The organism is Catenulispora sp. GAS73 (assembly GCF_041262085.1).
Lineage (GTDB): Bacteria > Actinomycetota > Actinomycetes > Streptomycetales > Catenulisporaceae > Catenulispora.
The window spans coordinates 120,288-135,407 of sequence record NZ_JBGCCM010000004.1 but is presented as its reverse complement, the minus strand read 5'-3'; the positions used below and the strand labels follow the sequence as shown (position 1 = coordinate 135,407).

12 protein-coding genes and 1 pseudogene are annotated in these 15,120 nt (G+C 69.0%); 1 reads left to right on the top strand and 12 read right to left on the bottom strand.

From position 1 onward, the window contains the following. Window positions 1-240: 240 nt before the first annotated feature. Entirely contained in the window at window positions 241-1,659 is a 1,419-nt protein-coding gene (locus ABH935_RS07500) for a glycoside hydrolase family 76 protein (RefSeq protein WP_370377050.1), read from the top strand. Between the two features lie 63 nt (window positions 1,660-1,722). Here the strand turns inward: ABH935_RS07500 and ABH935_RS07495 are convergent. The 12 genes and pseudogenes from ABH935_RS07495 to ABH935_RS07440 all read right to left on the bottom strand — a co-directional run. Beyond that, window positions 1,723-1,980: pseudogene (locus ABH935_RS07495) on the bottom strand (hypothetical protein); the annotation flags it as partial. 103 nt (window positions 1,981-2,083) lie between these two features. Further along, window positions 2,084-3,142: a hypothetical protein gene (locus tag ABH935_RS07490; RefSeq protein WP_370377049.1), complete on the bottom strand. Its 1,059-nt coding sequence runs from the start codon at window positions 3,140-3,142 to the stop codon at window positions 2,084-2,086. Between the two features lie 157 nt (window positions 3,143-3,299). Further along, window positions 3,300-4,409: an o-succinylbenzoate synthase gene (menC, locus tag ABH935_RS07485; RefSeq protein WP_370377048.1), complete on the bottom strand. Its 1,110-nt coding sequence runs from the start codon at window positions 4,407-4,409 to the stop codon at window positions 3,300-3,302. Next, window positions 4,406-5,383: a GNAT family N-acetyltransferase gene (locus ABH935_RS07480; protein WP_370377047.1), complete on the bottom strand. Its 978-nt coding sequence runs from the start codon at window positions 5,381-5,383 to the stop codon at window positions 4,406-4,408. The genes menC and ABH935_RS07480 overlap by 4 nt, the downstream gene beginning before the upstream one ends. Beyond that, window positions 5,380-5,895, bottom strand: coding sequence for a hypothetical protein (locus ABH935_RS07475; protein ID WP_370377046.1), 516 nt, complete (start codon window positions 5,893-5,895; stop codon window positions 5,380-5,382). Before ABH935_RS07475 ends, ABH935_RS07480 begins: the two co-directional genes overlap by 4 nt. After that, window positions 5,892-6,989, bottom strand: a complete 1,098-nt coding sequence (locus ABH935_RS07470; protein WP_370377272.1) for a dipeptidase — start codon at window positions 6,987-6,989, stop codon at window positions 5,892-5,894. The genes ABH935_RS07475 and ABH935_RS07470 overlap by 4 nt, the downstream gene beginning before the upstream one ends. Window positions 6,990-7,082: 93 nt before the next feature. Next, entirely contained in the window at window positions 7,083-8,093 is a 1,011-nt protein-coding gene (locus ABH935_RS07465; protein ID WP_370377045.1) for an ABC transporter permease, read from the bottom strand. Between the two features lie 13 nt (window positions 8,094-8,106). Next, entirely contained in the window at window positions 8,107-9,879 is a 1,773-nt protein-coding gene (locus ABH935_RS07460) for an ABC transporter substrate-binding protein (RefSeq protein WP_370377044.1), read from the bottom strand. A gap of 43 nt (window positions 9,880-9,922) precedes the next feature. Further along, on the bottom strand, window positions 9,923-10,915 hold the full coding sequence (locus tag ABH935_RS07455) for an ABC transporter permease (protein ID WP_370377043.1): 993 nt from the start codon (window positions 10,913-10,915) through the stop codon (window positions 9,923-9,925). A gap of 49 nt (window positions 10,916-10,964) precedes the next feature. Continuing rightward, window positions 10,965-12,149, bottom strand: coding sequence for a serine hydrolase domain-containing protein (locus ABH935_RS07450; RefSeq protein WP_370377042.1), 1,185 nt, complete (start codon window positions 12,147-12,149; stop codon window positions 10,965-10,967). A gap of 151 nt (window positions 12,150-12,300) precedes the next feature. Next, complete coding sequence (locus tag ABH935_RS07445; RefSeq protein ID WP_370377041.1) at window positions 12,301-13,971, bottom strand: PucR family transcriptional regulator; 1,671 nt, start codon at window positions 13,969-13,971, stop codon at window positions 12,301-12,303. Between the two features lie 137 nt (window positions 13,972-14,108). Continuing rightward, window positions 14,109-15,062: an aldo/keto reductase gene (locus ABH935_RS07440; protein WP_370377040.1), complete on the bottom strand. Its 954-nt coding sequence runs from the start codon at window positions 15,060-15,062 to the stop codon at window positions 14,109-14,111. Window positions 15,063-15,120: the final 58 nt, after the last annotated feature.

The following is a 15,120-nucleotide window of genomic DNA, read 5'->3' as shown; positions in this document are numbered from 1 at the left end:
CCTCCCCCAGTGCCGGCCCGGCGCTTAAGTGTGGGGCCCGCAGTCCGAGCTGACACCTTATCGGCCGGGGCGGGAATCCCGGCGGGATTCACGGTATTCGCGAGCAGAGGGCTTGAAGGGTTTCTCTCTAGTGGACAATTCCGGGGCGCGCCGACTCGTGGACGGCGCTCGCGCCGCTGTCTGCACCTATTGACGCCTCCCTGATGCCTTGGTTACGTCTTCACCGTGAAGCGTTCCTTGATGCTCATCCTCAGTGTCCTGATGACCTTCGTGCCGCTGGCGGTGGCAGCACCCGCACGAGCCGCCACCATCTGCGACAAATACTGCGACGCGCGGGACCCCGCGCTTTCCCCGGTGGACCGGCAGCCGGTCAGCACCAGCATCTACTCGCGCAGTATCGTGCTGCACTCCGACGACAGCGACGACATGATGTGGGCCAGCATCGACAACGGGAACCCCGGTGACGAAGTGTGGCTCGACCGGTCATTCGACGGCGGGCAGACCTGGTCCTCCGGCAGCAAGCTCGGCGACACCACCGTCCCCAGCGGCGACCGGGGCTGGCGGACCCTGATGTACAACAACGACGACTGGAACAACCTCGGCGTCGGCGCGATGCGCGCCTGCGGCAAGGCCGGCGACCGCGCCGAGATCGCCTGCACGCCCTGGGCCCGCACCACGTGGAACGCCGCGGACCGGCGCCGCGCCGCGGCCACCGCGGAGATGATGTTCTACAACACCTCCACCGGCCTGTTCAACACCACCGGATGGTGGAACTCGGCGAACGCGCTCACCGCGGTCATCGACAACATCCGGGCCACCGGCATGGGCAGCTACGAGTACGCGGTGTCCACCACCTACAACAAGAACATCAACGCGCAGGGCGGCAACTTCACCAACTCCTACATCGACGACACCGGCTGGTGGGGCCTGGCCTGGGTGGACGCCTACGACCTGACCCATGACTCGCGCTACCTGACCACCGCCGAAGCCGACGCCGACTACATGGCCCGCTACTGGGACTCCACGTGCGGCGGCGGGGTGTGGTGGAGCACGGCGAAGACGTACAAGAACGCCATCCCCAACGAGCTCTACCTGCGGCTCACCGCCGCGCTGCACAACCGCATCGCCAACGACACCGTCTACCTGCAGCGGGCCCAGGCGGAGTGGAGCTGGTTCCAGTCCAGCGGGATGATCAACAGCTCCCACCTCATCAACGACGGCCTGACCTCCGGCTGCGCCAACAACGGCCAGCCCACGTACACCTACAACCAGGGCGTGATCCTGGGCGGCCTGGCCGAACTGTACGGGGCGACCGGCAACAGCTCGCTACTCACCAGCGCCACCGCCCTGGCCAACGCCTCCACCACCAGCACCGCCCTCAACCCCAACGGCGTGCTCACCGATCCGGGTGAGCCGGGCAGCAACGGCGGCGGCGACGGTCCGTCGTTCAAGGGGGCCTATGTCCGTGGTCTGTCTTATCTGAACGCCACGCTCTCCAACCACCCGTACAGCGCCTACCTGACCAGGCAGGTGAACACCGTCTACCAGAACGACCGGAACGCACTCGACCAGTACGGCTACCACTGGGCCGGCCCGCTCGACAGCATTGACGCCGCCCGCCAGCAGAGCGCGTTGGATCTGCTGAACGCCGCGGGTTAGCAGGACCGGATCAAGGCCGGGCCACCAGGACGTGACTGCCTGGTGTGCCCGGTCGAAGGTCGGTCAGGCGTCGGGGTCGACTTCGGGGTGCGTGAACCGCACGGTCTTGCCCAGCGAACGGGCATAGGCGATCTCGGCTCGGGTGCTGTCTCCGATGTAGTCGCCGACGACGAGCACCTCGTCGGCGAGCCGGATCTTCGCGCGGTGCAGCTCGCCGAGTCGGGCCTTCAGCGCGTCGGGCTCGGCGGGATCGGAGCAGAGTTCGTGCGGCGACTTCGGGTCGATGCCCGGTTTGACGACGATCTTTCCGGCGAGCTTCTCCATCAGCGAGACCTCCAAGGGACAGCTCGTCTAAGCGTGTGGGTGTTCGCCGCCCTGGTGCTCGACCGGTTCGGCGACTGCGACGACCAAGTGGTCATCGTGGTCACGGTGGTGGTGCCGCTATATGGTCTTCCGCAGCCAGCGAGGCCAGCGGGACATAAACGCGCGCCAGCGCGCAGTAGGCCTCCCATAGCTGTCGCGCAGTGCTCTGGCTCATCGGGAAGAGCGGGCCCTGGCTGATGTTGAGGGAACGCAGATACTCCCGGAGCATGCGCGCCGTTCTCCGGTCGTCGATGTACACCGGAGCAGCCTTGCCGCCGAAGTCGAGCATGATGGAGCTCCGGCCGACCGTCACGTTCCCAAGACTCAGCGACAGCAGCTTCTCCACCGGCACGTGGCCGACGTGGGCGAGTTGGAAGAGCAGCCGTTCGCGCTTGCCGGCCCGGGGAATGGTGTGGATCACCCGCTCCACGTCAGAGCGCCGCCGCTTCCTCAGCAGGCGAACGCCCGCGCCCGCGGCGGTGAGGACCGCTCCGCTGGAGAACAACCCGAGCCCCATCGCCGTGGCGAACAGCCAGTGCAGAGCGTGCGAGACCACATAAGTGACGGACCGCGAGACCGGCACGGTGACGTCGATGGGAGCCGCCTCGGAAAGCACATCGCTGGTGTCCGTGCGGTAGGCCGTGACCACGATCCGGATGCGCGCCGTGCCGGGAGACCCCGCCTTGACCTCGAAGCTCCAACCGGCCGTCTGGCCGACGCCGAGCACGGGCTGCCGCGCCGAGGAGAGATCCGTGCACTCCATGTTCGAGCAAGCGACCGCCAAACCAAGGTAGGCGCCAGTGGGCACGTTCTCGCTGGAGGCCACGTAGCCGGGCCCGGCCGAGGGACCGGGTACCTCGGGCGAGGGCAGCAACAGGGATGGGGAACGCCCGATGTCCGTGACCGTCACCTGGAAGTCGGCGGATTCGCCCGGCCCGAGGCTGTCGAGCTTGGTATGTATGAGTACGCCCTTGTCCAGGGATTCCTGGTCTTGGCGGATCTGAAGCGCGTACGTCGCCTGTTCTGAATCTCCCGGCGCGGTGACGACCGGCGGCGGGGGCTGGGACGATCCATTGTCCGAACCACACGCCGCGACGATCCAGCCGGCCAGCGAAACCATGAGCGCGAGGAGGATTCCGGACTTCCGGCATCGCGGTCTCCACCGCCCACGTGAAATCAGCACTCTGAGATGCTTTCAGACACCCCGGCACGTGTGAAGCAGATCGGGCAGTTTGCACCGAGGCCTCGGCATCAGACGCCCACGCCGCATAAGAAAGTCATCCGAAGTCGATCCAATGCCTGGCCGTTGTGAACTCATCGAGCAGCGCAGGGTCGGGCGTGACCCCGAGACCGGGCCCCTGCGGCACGTCCAAGCACCCGTCGCGCAGGACGAACGGCTCGGTGATGTCGCGCTCGAAATAGCGCTCGGACGCGCTGATGTCTCCGGGCAGGGTGAAGTTCGGCAGCGCCGCCAGCGCCACGTTGGCCGCGCGGCCGACGCCGGTTTCCAGCATGCCGCCGCACCAGACCGGTATGCCGTTCGCGGCGCAGACGTCGTGCACGCGGCGTGCCTCCAGGTAGCCGCCGACGCGTGCGGGCTTGATGTTGACGATGCGGCAAGCGCCGAGGGCGATCGCGTCCGCGGCCGAGCGGGCCGAGACGATGGACTCGTCCAGGCAGATCGGGGTGCGTAGCAGCCGGGCCAGTGCGGCGTGGCCGCGGATGTCGTCCTCCGGGAGCGGTTGTTCGACCAGGAGCAGGTCGAAGGGGTCCAGGGCGGCCAGGCGCGGCGCGTCGCCGAGGGTGTAGGCGGTGTTGGCGTCGACCTGCAGCAGCAGCGCGTCGCCGAACCGCTCGCGGACGGCACGTACCGGCTCCACGTCCCAGCCGGGCTTGATCTTCAGCTTGATCCGGCGGTAGCCCTGGTCGAGGTAGCCGCCGACGGTGTCGACGAGCTCTGCGACGCTCGGCATGATCCCGACCGAGACGCCGACCGGCACCGAGGAGCGCACGGCACCGAGATGGTCGCCGAAGGAGGTGCCGGCGGCCCGCAGTTCGGCGTCCAGGACGGCTGCTTCCACCGCCGCCTTGGCGATCGGGTGGCCTTTGAACGGCGCCAGGATCTCCGCCACCAGCGCCGAGGTGACGCGCGGTGCGGCGGCGAGCCTTGGGAGAAAGAAGCGGCGGATGACGTCCTCCGCGCCGTGGATGTACTCCGAGGAGTACACCGGCTCGCTCATCGCGGCGCATTCGCCCCAGCCCTCGGCCTCCTCGGTGACCACGCGGATCAGCAGGATGTCGCGCTCGCCCACCACGCCGAAAGACGTCTCGAACGGGCTGCGCAGCGTCATGGCCAGGCGCCGCAGTTCGACTCCGGATATCTTCATCGGCGTTCGTTCTCCTCGTCTCGTTCCAGACCTTGGTCCAGGTCTTGGTCCAGGTCTTGTTCCAGCAGGTACCAGCCCGATCGGGTGAAGCCGGTGATGCGGTATCCGCGTCCCAGGGCTTCCGTCAGCGCACCGCGCAGCGCGAACCGCCACCGACGCGCCAGCTCGGGTGCCTCACGCCGCAGGTCCTGGATGGCCGCAGGCGTCGCACACAGCAGGGGACCGCCGAAGTCCGACGGCGGTGCGGGGTCGGGCATCATGCCCGGCGCGATCCCGGAGAGCAGTACTTGGTTCGCGCTGAGCAGGGATTCTTCGTTCTCCGGCTCGTTTCGAGTGCCGTTCGCGGCAGCGTCCGCGCGCGCCGAGTCGAGTGCCCAGCTCATCAGGAGTCGATCGCTGCCTTGTCCCGCGTTGACGCCGTCAGGCATGTCGCCGTAGAAGTCGACGAGGTAGGCGGTCGCGTCCGCGCCGAGTTTGGCCATGTTGAAGTAGGCGTTGGCACGCACCAGCGGGTCGAACGTCCAGGTGATGCGGCGCAGGCCGCGGCTCAGGGCCCAGGCGCGCTGGTGCAGCTTGACCGCGAAGCCGGCGTGTCGGCCGTCGGCCTCGGGCAGCATCCCGGTGATGTGGGAGTGCAGATGGATGCCGCCGCACGGTTCCACATCCGAGGCGAGAAATCCTGTGGCGGCACCGACCAGCCGGTCGCCGTTCTTGTCGTCGAAGACCCCTGCGATGTAGCAGCCTTCGTATGCCATCACGCGCATCAGGCCGGTGGGCATCAGGCTCTGCCCCGGCTCAAGCGCCCAGATCCGGGTGAAGACCTCGGCGACCGCACCGAGGTCACTCGGCTCTGTCAGTTCTCTGATGGTGACGGCTGCGGCACGCGCTGCCGCCTCGGCTTGGGCGTGCGCCTCCGCGATCAGGGCACGCGCCGAGGGCGTCGGGATCGGCGTCGGGATCGGCACTGTGCTCACGGACGCGCCCCCGCCAGGTCCGCCACGAGCTCGGCGAGCAGCGCCGCGCGCTCGGGCATGGAGCTGGCCAGGACGTGCTCGCCCTCGGCGTGCGCACCGCCGTCGGCACTGGCTTCCAAGACGAGCACTGCCTGATTGCGGCGGGCTTCGTCCTGGATGAGGGTGCGGGCTGCCGAGGAGCCGACTTCCTCGTCGGTGGTGATCAGGACGGTGGCACCGTCCAACGCGTCGGATCCGCCGAGCGGCCAGACGGTGTCGAGGTGACCGAGCAGCAGGACGCGGTCGCCCCGCCCGAAGCGCCAGCGGAGCTGGGCCGCTCCCCCGTGCTCCAGGCGCTGCGGGTGCGATCGCAAGAGCCTGATTCCAAGCTCGGCGACCGCGTCGGCACAGCGGCTGGTCGCGGACGGGTCGCCGGTCGGCGATTCGCAGCGGACCAGCGTTTCCAGGTCGGCGAGCATGGACGGCAGGGACCGGGTCAGCCGCTCAAGCCGCGGTGCGGTGTCGACGGTCACGCGGCGGCCCCGCGGTGCCCACGGCGGTCGGCGGGCACGCCCAGCTCGGCCTGGAACAGGCGCAGCACATTGCCGCCCAGCGTCGCGGCCACGACTTCCTCGTCCAGGCCGCGCGCCAGCAGTTCGGCGGTGAGCAGCGGCAGACCGGTGGGCCCGGCCAGACCCGGCAGCGCGGCGAACGGATCGCAGCCGGCCACCGGCCCGAGCTCGACCCCGGCGGGCAGCACGTCGTGCAGCATCTCGGCCACGAAGTCCGGTCCGATGCCGACATGGCCCGGACCGGCCACCTTCTCGATGTGCTCGATGTGGTCGACGAGCCGGGAGATCGACGGCTCGTGCGCGTCCACGAACCCCGGGAAGAAGTTCACACACACCACGCCGCCGCCGGCGGCGATGGCCGCTATGCGCGCGTCGGTGAGGTTGCGGTGGTGGTCGCACAGCGCCCGGGCGGAGGAGTGGGTGGCCAGCACCGGCCGGGTCGCGAGGTCGAGCACGTGGTCGACGCCGGCCGCGCCGAGGTGGGAGACGTCGAACAGCATGCCCAGGCGCTCCATCTCGGCCAGCGCCTCGACCCCGGCGGCGGTCAGCCTGCTGCCCGCGGCGTCCTCCGCCGAACCGTCGGCGAGCGCCGTGCGGCCGAGGTGGGTCAGCGAGGCGATGCGCACGCCGAGCCGGTACAGCGTGGCGAACAGTTCGACGTCGGCGTCGATGCCTGGGGCGCCTTCCAGCGCGAGGACCAGCGCGATCCGTCCGGCGGCCAGCGCGCGGTCGATGTCGGCGCCGTCCAGGCACAGGCCGACCTCGTCGGCGTTGCCCTCGGCGATCCGGTGCGCGGCCTCGATCATGCGCAGCGTCTCGCGCAGCGCGCCTTCGGGCCGGTACGCGTCGTCGATGTAGACGGGGAGCACTTGGATGTCCACGCCGCCGGCGCGCAGCTGCGGCAGCCATCGCGCGCGGAAGTAGTCGGGCCACTGCGCGACCGGCCGCAGGACGACCGAGCAGAGCAGGTCGTTGTGGGTGTCGGCGACGACCGCGCGTCGGTGCAGCTCCAGCGCGGCCGGATCGAGGCGTTCGGGGGTGCCGAAAGCGGGCATGGTGAACGGATCAATTCTGAGCATGGCTCTCGTCTCTGAGCATGGCTCTCGTCGAGTCGGATGAACCGGAGGTCCGGCCGCGCCGGCCGGCCGTCACAGCCGCACCCGCGGGTCTGCCACCGCGTACAGGACGTCGACCAGCAGGTTGGCCAGCACGATGAACGCGGCCGCGAACAGGGTGACGCCCATCATCATCGGGAAGTCGCCGTTCTGGATCGAGGTGATGGCCAGGAAGCCGATCCCCTTCATGGAGAAGGTGATCTCGACCAGCACCGCGCCGCCGAGCACGGTGGCGAAGTCCATGCCGAAGATGGTGATGATCGGGGTGATCGCGGCCCGCAGCGCGTGCTTGAAGATCACGCGGCGTTCGGACAGGCCCTTGGCCCGCGCGGTGCGCACAAAGTCCTCGCTCAGGACGTCGAGCATTCCGGCCCGGGTCAGCCGGGTGTAGAGGGCGGCCAGGCCGAAGGCCAGACAGGTCCAGGGCAGGATCATGTCCAGGAACCACTGGCCCGGGTCGGACAGGATGCCCACGTAGCTGCCCGGGGCGGGCAGGATCGACCACCGGTAGGCCAGCGGCAGGGACAGCAGCGGCGCGAGGAAGTAGACCGGCAGCGAGATGCCGAGCAGGGCGGTGACCATCGACGCCCGGTCGAGCAGCGAGCCCTTGCGCACGGCCGAGGCCAGACCCGAGGCGATGCCGAAGAACAGCCACAGGACGCCGGCGCCCACCGCGATGGAGAAGGTGACCGGCAAGTCGCTCAGGATCGTCGGCCAGACCTGTTGGTAGTTCCGGAACGAGTAGCCCAGGCAGGGGGCCTTGCACGCGATGTCCTTGGTGCCGTCGCTGAACGTGGTGCCGGTGACGACGGTGCGGAGGTAGTCGAAGTACTGGACCGGGAACGACCGGTCGAAGCCGAAGCGGTGGATCACCCCTTGGACCGCCGCGGGCGAGGGCTGTTTGCCCACGTACTGGACCGCCATGGTGGCCGGTGTCTGCCCTCCCCACTGCGGCATCTCGTAGAAGATGACCATCGTCACGAGCGCGACGACGAGCAGCAGCCCGGCCACGGCGAACAAGCGCCGCACGATGAAAGTCAGCATGGTGTCAGGGCCCTCACTGGACGCCGAGAGCCTGGAAGTCGTACATCCCGTAGGCCTGCTCGACATAGGCGTTCGTGACGTTCGGCGGGCGCAGCATCAGGGCCCGGGAGTCGATCATCGGCACCAGTGCCGCGTCCTTCAGCGCCTGCTGGTCGATCTGGGCGTACAGCGCGTTGCGGGCGTCCGGGTCGGTGGTCTTGAGCGCCGTGGCCATCAGCGAATCGATGGCCGGGTCTTCGAGTTCGGAGTAGTTGCTCTCACCGGTCGACTTGATGCCGTCCGGGGTGACGATCTGGTCCAGGAATCCGTACCCGGACGGGAAGTCGGCGGCCCAGGCGGTGATGAACAGCGCCTCGTTGTTCTGCGTGACGTAGGACTGGCTGCCGGCCTTGATCGAGAGCTGGCTGTACTTGAAGCCGTCCTCGGTCACCGTGATGCCGATGGCGGCCAGGTTCTGCTGGACGACGTCGGCGACCGGCTTGTCCTTCGGCTGGTCGATGTAGTAACCCATCTGGGTGGTGATGTCGGTGACGTGCTCGGCGGCCTTGCAGGTCGCGATCTCGGCCCTGGCCTTGGCCAGGTCGCCGGTGTGGCCCGGGGTCGGGTACAGGTCCTGCTGGACGTAGCCGGGCACGGTCGGGGGCAGCACCGTGGTGGCGATGTCGCCGCCACCGATGCCGCCGCCGAACGCGGTCTGCACCGCGGCCTTGTCGATCGCCCACTCCACGGCCTTGCGGCAGTCGATGTTGTCGAAGGGCTTGATCTTCGTGTTGATCGTCAGGTAGGTCAGCAGCCCGGTGATCGGGTCGTCGGCCTCGGCCTTGAGCTTGGCGTTGCCCAGCACCTGCGACTGCGTCGCGGTCTGGACGCCGACGCCGCCCTGGTCCACGTCGGTGCCGCCGTGCATCAGGTCCTGATCGACCGTCTGCGCACTGACGTCGACCTTGTCGACGATCCTCGCGGCGCGCGCGACGTGCAGGTGCAGCGGATCCGAGGCGGCGTTGAAGTTCGGCGACGCCGACAGGTCCAGTTCCTTGCCCACGGCGTACGAGTCGAACGTGTACGCGCCGGAGGACAGTACGTGCTCGTAGTAGGTGGCGCCGGTGTCCTTGGCCCGCGGGACCGGCGCGGTCGACGGCAGCGTCAGCACGTCGTCGAAGTCTGCGAATGGCTTGACCAGGTGGAAGACGATGGTGCCGCCGTCCGGCGTCTCGATACCCGAGGGATGGTCGGCCGGGTTCTTGTCCTTGTACGGACCCTGATAGTTCGTGGTGTCCGTGAGCAGCTGCTTGAAGTAGGTCGGGCCGTTGGGCAGGACGTCCTGGCCCCAGTTCGAGCGCTCGATGCCGTAGGCGACGTCCTGCGCGGTGATCGGGGAGCCGTCCGTATACGTCGCGCCCTTGACCAGGTGGAAGGTCCAGGTCAGGCCGTCCGTGCTCATGGTGCCCAGGTCGGTGGCCAGGTCCGGGACCAGCTTCACCGGGCCGGGACCCTCGGCGAAGGTGACCAGCGAGCGGGTGTAGAGCCGCAGCATGTTCCAGTCGGCTCCGAAGTAGGTGTTGCCCGGGTCGGTGGACTGCAGGTCCGAGGACTGCTCCAGCCGGAGCGTGCCGTGGGCGGTGGCCGAGGACTTGTTCACGATCCCGGTCACGCCGACGTTGTATGCCGCCGAGGCATGGGCTCCGCTGCTGCCGCTGTTACTGCTGGTGGACCCGCCGCCGCAGGCTGCGGCGCCGAACGCCAACGCTGTGGCCGCCGCGCAGGCGGCGATTCGTGGCTTGTGCATGACGCGTGTGAACCCCTTGTCTTCTCGTTCGGGTCTCGCCCGGTCAGCGACCGGCCTTGGGATCGAAGGCGTCGCGCAGTCCGTCACCGAGCAGGTTGAAGGCGAGCACGGTGAGGAAGATGGCCGAGCCGGGGACGATCAGGAACTCCGGGTCGACCTGGTACAGGGCGATGGCCTCGTTGACCATCTCGCCCCAGGACGGCATCGGCGAGCGGATGCCGACTCCCAGGTAGGACAGCGACGCCTCGAACAGGATGTTCGACGGGATGAGCAGCGTCGCGTAGACCAGGATCGGGCCCGTCAGGTTGGGCAGGATCTCTCTGAGGATGATCCGCGCGGGAGTGGCGCCCAGGGCGCGCGCCGCGTCCACGAATTCGCGTTCGCGCAGCACCAGGGTCTGCCCGCGCACGATGCGGCCGATGTACGGCCAGGAGAAGAAGCCGATGATGACGATCAGCACCACGATCCGCAACACGTTGCCGGTCAGTCCGAAGGACGAGTAGCCGAGCACCCCGGACAGCGAGATCGCGAACAGGAACAGCGGGAACGCGAGCATCACGTCCATGGTCCGGCTGATCACCGAGTCGATCAGGCCGCCGAAGTAGCCGGCGACCATCCCGAGGCCGACCCCGATCGCGATGGCGATCACGGTGGCCAGTCCGGCGATGCCGAGCGAGGTCCGGGCGCCGTAGACGACCCGGGCGAACAGGTCGCGGCCGGTCGGCACGTCCACGCCGAGGAGGTGCCGGGAGCTCATCCCGCCGAAGCCGCCGCTGGGGATCTGCAGGTTCGGGTCGATCAGATCCGTGTGCGTGGTGTACGGATCGTTGCCCGTGAGCGAGCACAGTTGTGGCGCGAAGACCGCCATCAGGATGAGCAGGACGACAGTCACCCCGCCGGCCATCGCGACCTTGTCCTTCTTCAGCCGGCGCAGTGCGATCCGGCCCGGGGAGCGGCCCTCGATGGCCTTGCCGAGCGGCGCCGGGGCTTCCGGCTCGGCCGCCGGCACCGAGCCCGGTTCCAGAATCGTCGTCATGGTGTCGCTTCCTCAGAGCTGTCTGGTCCGGCGGCGCGAAGCAATGCCCTCATCCCAGGAGTTGCGCCCCGTGGACGAGATCCGTCGTGACCGAGGCCCTGAAGTCGGAGACCGCCGACCAGTCGCCCTCGTCGGTGTTGATCAGCACGGCGACGGCGTGGTTCTGGTCTTCCGTGAGGACGACCATGGTGGCGAACCCGATGTCGGAGCCGGAGTGGCCGACGTACGGGTGTCCGGACACGACCTCTTGGACCCAGCCGAGCCCCTGGTAGGGCACGATCTTCGGGCTGACTTGGGGACGCAGCATGTCGGCGACGGCGGCGGCCGACAGGATCGGGGGCGTGCCGATCGCCCCGCCGATCATCGCGCGCAGGCTGGTCGCCAGATCGGTGACCGAGCAGCGCAGCGCACCGGAGGGGACGTCCGGGTAGCTCATCTGAGGCAGCGCGGCCAGGGCGCCGTTCTTGTACTCGTACGGCACGGCCAGTACGCCCGGCGCGAACTGCCGCAGGTACCAGTGTGCGTCGGTGATGCCGAGCGGCCCGAACAGATTCGCCTGCGCGTAGCCGGTGAAGTCCTGTCCGCTGACGCACTCGACGACATAGCCGGCCAGGGCCATGCCTACGTCGGAGTAGCTGAAATACGTGGCCGGCTTGTGCTTGGGCAGATACGACTTGTTCGGTGCGTAGTGCTTGCCACCCGGCACGAGGTAGCCGCGGAGGAAGTCCGACAGGCTCTCCGTCGGGTCCCCGACGGTGTCGAAGCCCACGTAGTTGTCGTCCGAGATGCTGGAGGTGTGGGTGACCAGCTGGTGCGGAGTGATCGGCACGTTCGGGTAGTGCGGGTTGCGCACCGGGAAGTCGATGAAGTCGTTGACGTCGGCGTGCCGGTCCAGACCGCAGCGCTCAAACAGCTGGACCAGGGCCGAGGCGGTGAACAGCTTGCTGACCGACGCCAGATGCATGGGCGTGTCCGGGGTCAGCAACCGGTTCGCGGCGATGTCGGCGTAGCCGAAGGCCGCCGCGTAGGGGGTCGGGGCGTTCTTGGAGACGATCGCGACTTCGACCCCTGCGACGTGGGCGGCCGCCAACCGGGCCGGAATGCTCGCCTCGAACTCGCGCAGCCACTGGTCGAAGGTCTGTTTCTGGCCCGTGCCGGCGAAGGCCACGGAGCCCTGGGCAACGATGAGACCGGCCAGTCCCGCTTTGAGGACCGAACGTCGAGTCGAGATCATGATGCGTCATCCGTCTCTGGCGGTCGCTTCCGCCGATTGATTCCGTTCATGGATCGGTGTGCCGAGGCTATGTCTGCCGGTCGGGCCGAAGCTTCGTCCGGGCGGATGAGGCCGCGCGACGGAATCTGTAGAGAAGGACGAAGATCGCGGACTACACGTCCGGGTCGTCCTGGGTCGTCGGCCGCCCGGAGGGCTGCAGTCGGAGGTGCAGCATGGCCGCGAACCGGGCGTCGGCGTCCTGCAGATCGATCTGGCCGATCTCGGCGACGCGGCGCAGCCGGTACCGGAAGGTGTTCGGATGGACGTACTGCGTCGCGGCAGCGGCGTTCACGTCGCCGAACGCTTCCAGCCACGCCCGCAGCGTGGCGACCAGGCGGGTGCGATGCCGGGAGTCGTAGTCGGTCAGGCGCGCGACCGGGCCGCCAAGGGCGTCGCCTCGCTCGGTGATGGTCTCGGCCATCTCGGCCAGCAGCGCTTGGAGCTGAACGTCGCCGATCAAGGCCACACAGGACTCGGCGCCGTCCCGTTTCCGCAATACGTTGAGGGCCCGGTGCGCGCCGGCTCGCGACCGACTCAGTTCACTGTGGCCGGTGCCGATCTCGCCGATGCCGACGATGAGCCCGTGCCGGATCCCGATGCGCCGTAGGAACTCCTGAGCCACCGCGGCGACGCGCTGCGCGCCGTCGGCGCTCTGCTGCGGCACCGGCACGATGGCGTACACCACGTCGCCGACGACGGCCACGGCCGAGCGCGGATGGACGGCGGTCAGGTGCACCGCGAACGCGTCGGCCACGCGTTGACGTTCGGCGACCAGGTCCGCGCGCCGCACCGTGGACGGCTCGCCGGGAGCGCCGACGACGTCGAGGGCGACGACCACCGCGGCCCGCTCGGCCAGCCCGAGGCGCGCGACCGCCTGCGCCGCGCCGGGCCCGGACTCCAGCGCGGTGGCGACCAGGTCGGCGTGCAGCCGCCGCCCGACGTCGGCCCCCGCGCGCAGCCGCATCATGTGCAGGGCGACGAGCTTGGCCGCGTCGCGGAGCGCCTGTGCGCGCTCGGCCGACAGCGGCGCCCGCACGGCGGCCCAGATCGTGCCGAGGATCTCGTCGCCGGCCCGCACCACCAGCGCGGCCCTGGGCATCTCGCCGTGACCGATCAGGTCCGGCAGAGGATCGACGAACACTGGTTCCTCGCTGCGGTACAGAGCCTGGTAGACACCGCGTTCCTCAAGGATGCGCGTGTACTGCTCAGGAACCTGCCGGCCCAGGATGGTCGCCACCCGCGAGGCGTCGGCCTCGTCCTGGCGCCCGGAGAACGCCAGCACCCGGTTGCCCCGGTCCTCGATGGTGATCGGCGCGTCCAGCAACGCCGCGATGGCGTTCGCGAGGGCGAACAAGTCGCCCGCCGGCGTCCCGAACATCGTCGGCGTGCCCACCTCGCCGACGTCGCCCTCCGCGATCAGCGACCTGACCATGGCCGCCAACTGCGCCCACGTCGCCCCCGGCGTCAGCGCCAGCACGGTCACGCCGGAGCGTGAGGACGCGTCCTTGACGACCTGATCAGCGACGACCGGCGCCCGAACCACCAACGCGGCCGCGCCGACCATGACGGGATCGGCCAGCAGCGCGGCGATCTGCTCCGGCCCCCGCACCCCCACCCCGAGCACCAGCGCGTCCAGGCACGACGCCTGCTCCTCCAGCGGATCGTAGATGACGACACCGCCGACCTCTGTCTCCGAGCCCGCATCGCCGCACACCACCTCAAGCAAGGTGCTGCCCAGGTCTTCGACGACCCGGCCCAAGCTGGCCCCGAGATGCGCCTTCATCGCCGATCGCACGCCTTCCGCATCCGGGGGCCGTGCCCGCGCCGGGCCTCCTCGCCGTCCACGGCATCCTGACGCCGCCGAGTCTCCGTTGGCAAGGATCTTGAGGCTGGCGACCAGTAACCAACAGCCAGCAACTGCTACATGGCGTGCTCCCAGCTGCCGCGCGTGTCGACGTTGGCGGCATCCGCCAGCGCCTCCAGCTCGGCGATCTCCTCGTCGGCGAGCGCGATGCCGTGAGCTCGGACCAGACCGTCGAGATGGCCAGCCTTCGTGACCCCGATGATCGGGGTGGTCCCCTTGGCGATGGCCCAGGCGGTAGCGATGTCGGCGGCGGACGCGCCTCGGTCCTCGCCGATCGCCGCCATCCGGTCCGTCAGCGCCTGCAGCTGGGGCAGGATGCCGTTGTACACGGCCGCCCGGCTGCTGCCCTCCGGCAGCGGACGGGCCGGGCTGTACCTGCCGGTCAGCGCCCCTTGCTCAAGGACCATGTAGGAGAAGAACCGCACGTCGTTCTCGCGGCAGTGGTCAAGAATGCCCGCGCGCTCAGAGCTCCGGTACAGGAGGCTGAAGTGGTTCTGGACCGCCTCCACGCGGAAGCCCGCCTCGCCGAGGATCTGATCGGCGAGAACGATCTCCTTGAGGTTGTGGTTCGAGACGCCGACGTGCTTGATCCTGCCGCTGCGCAGCTGCGGAATCAGAAGCGGCGTCCAGCGGGCCACGTCGGCAGGATTGTGGATCCAGTACAGATCCACATAGTCCGTGCCCATCCGGTCCAGGCTCTGCTCCAGCATGTCCGCGACCGGATCGTCGCCGTCGCCCGCGATCTGCGGGGTGAACTTCGTCGACAGCTGATACTCGCTGCGGGCGTAACCCTTCAGCGCCTGAGCCAGGACGGTCTCCGAGTGGCCCATGCCGTACACCACCGCGGTGTCCCACAGGGTGAACCCGTTCGACTGCGCCTTGTCGACGACCTCTCGCAGGCCGGACGCGGTCAGCCGGCTGCCGAAATAGCCGTCGCCCACCTCGCCGCTGTCTCCCCAGGCCCACGTGCCCAGCGCCACCGCCGGCACGGTCAGCGTCTTGCTCGCCATGTCCCCTACCTCCGTTGCTTGTCGTTCGGCCTCCAGCAGACCCCGATCGCCGCCGCCG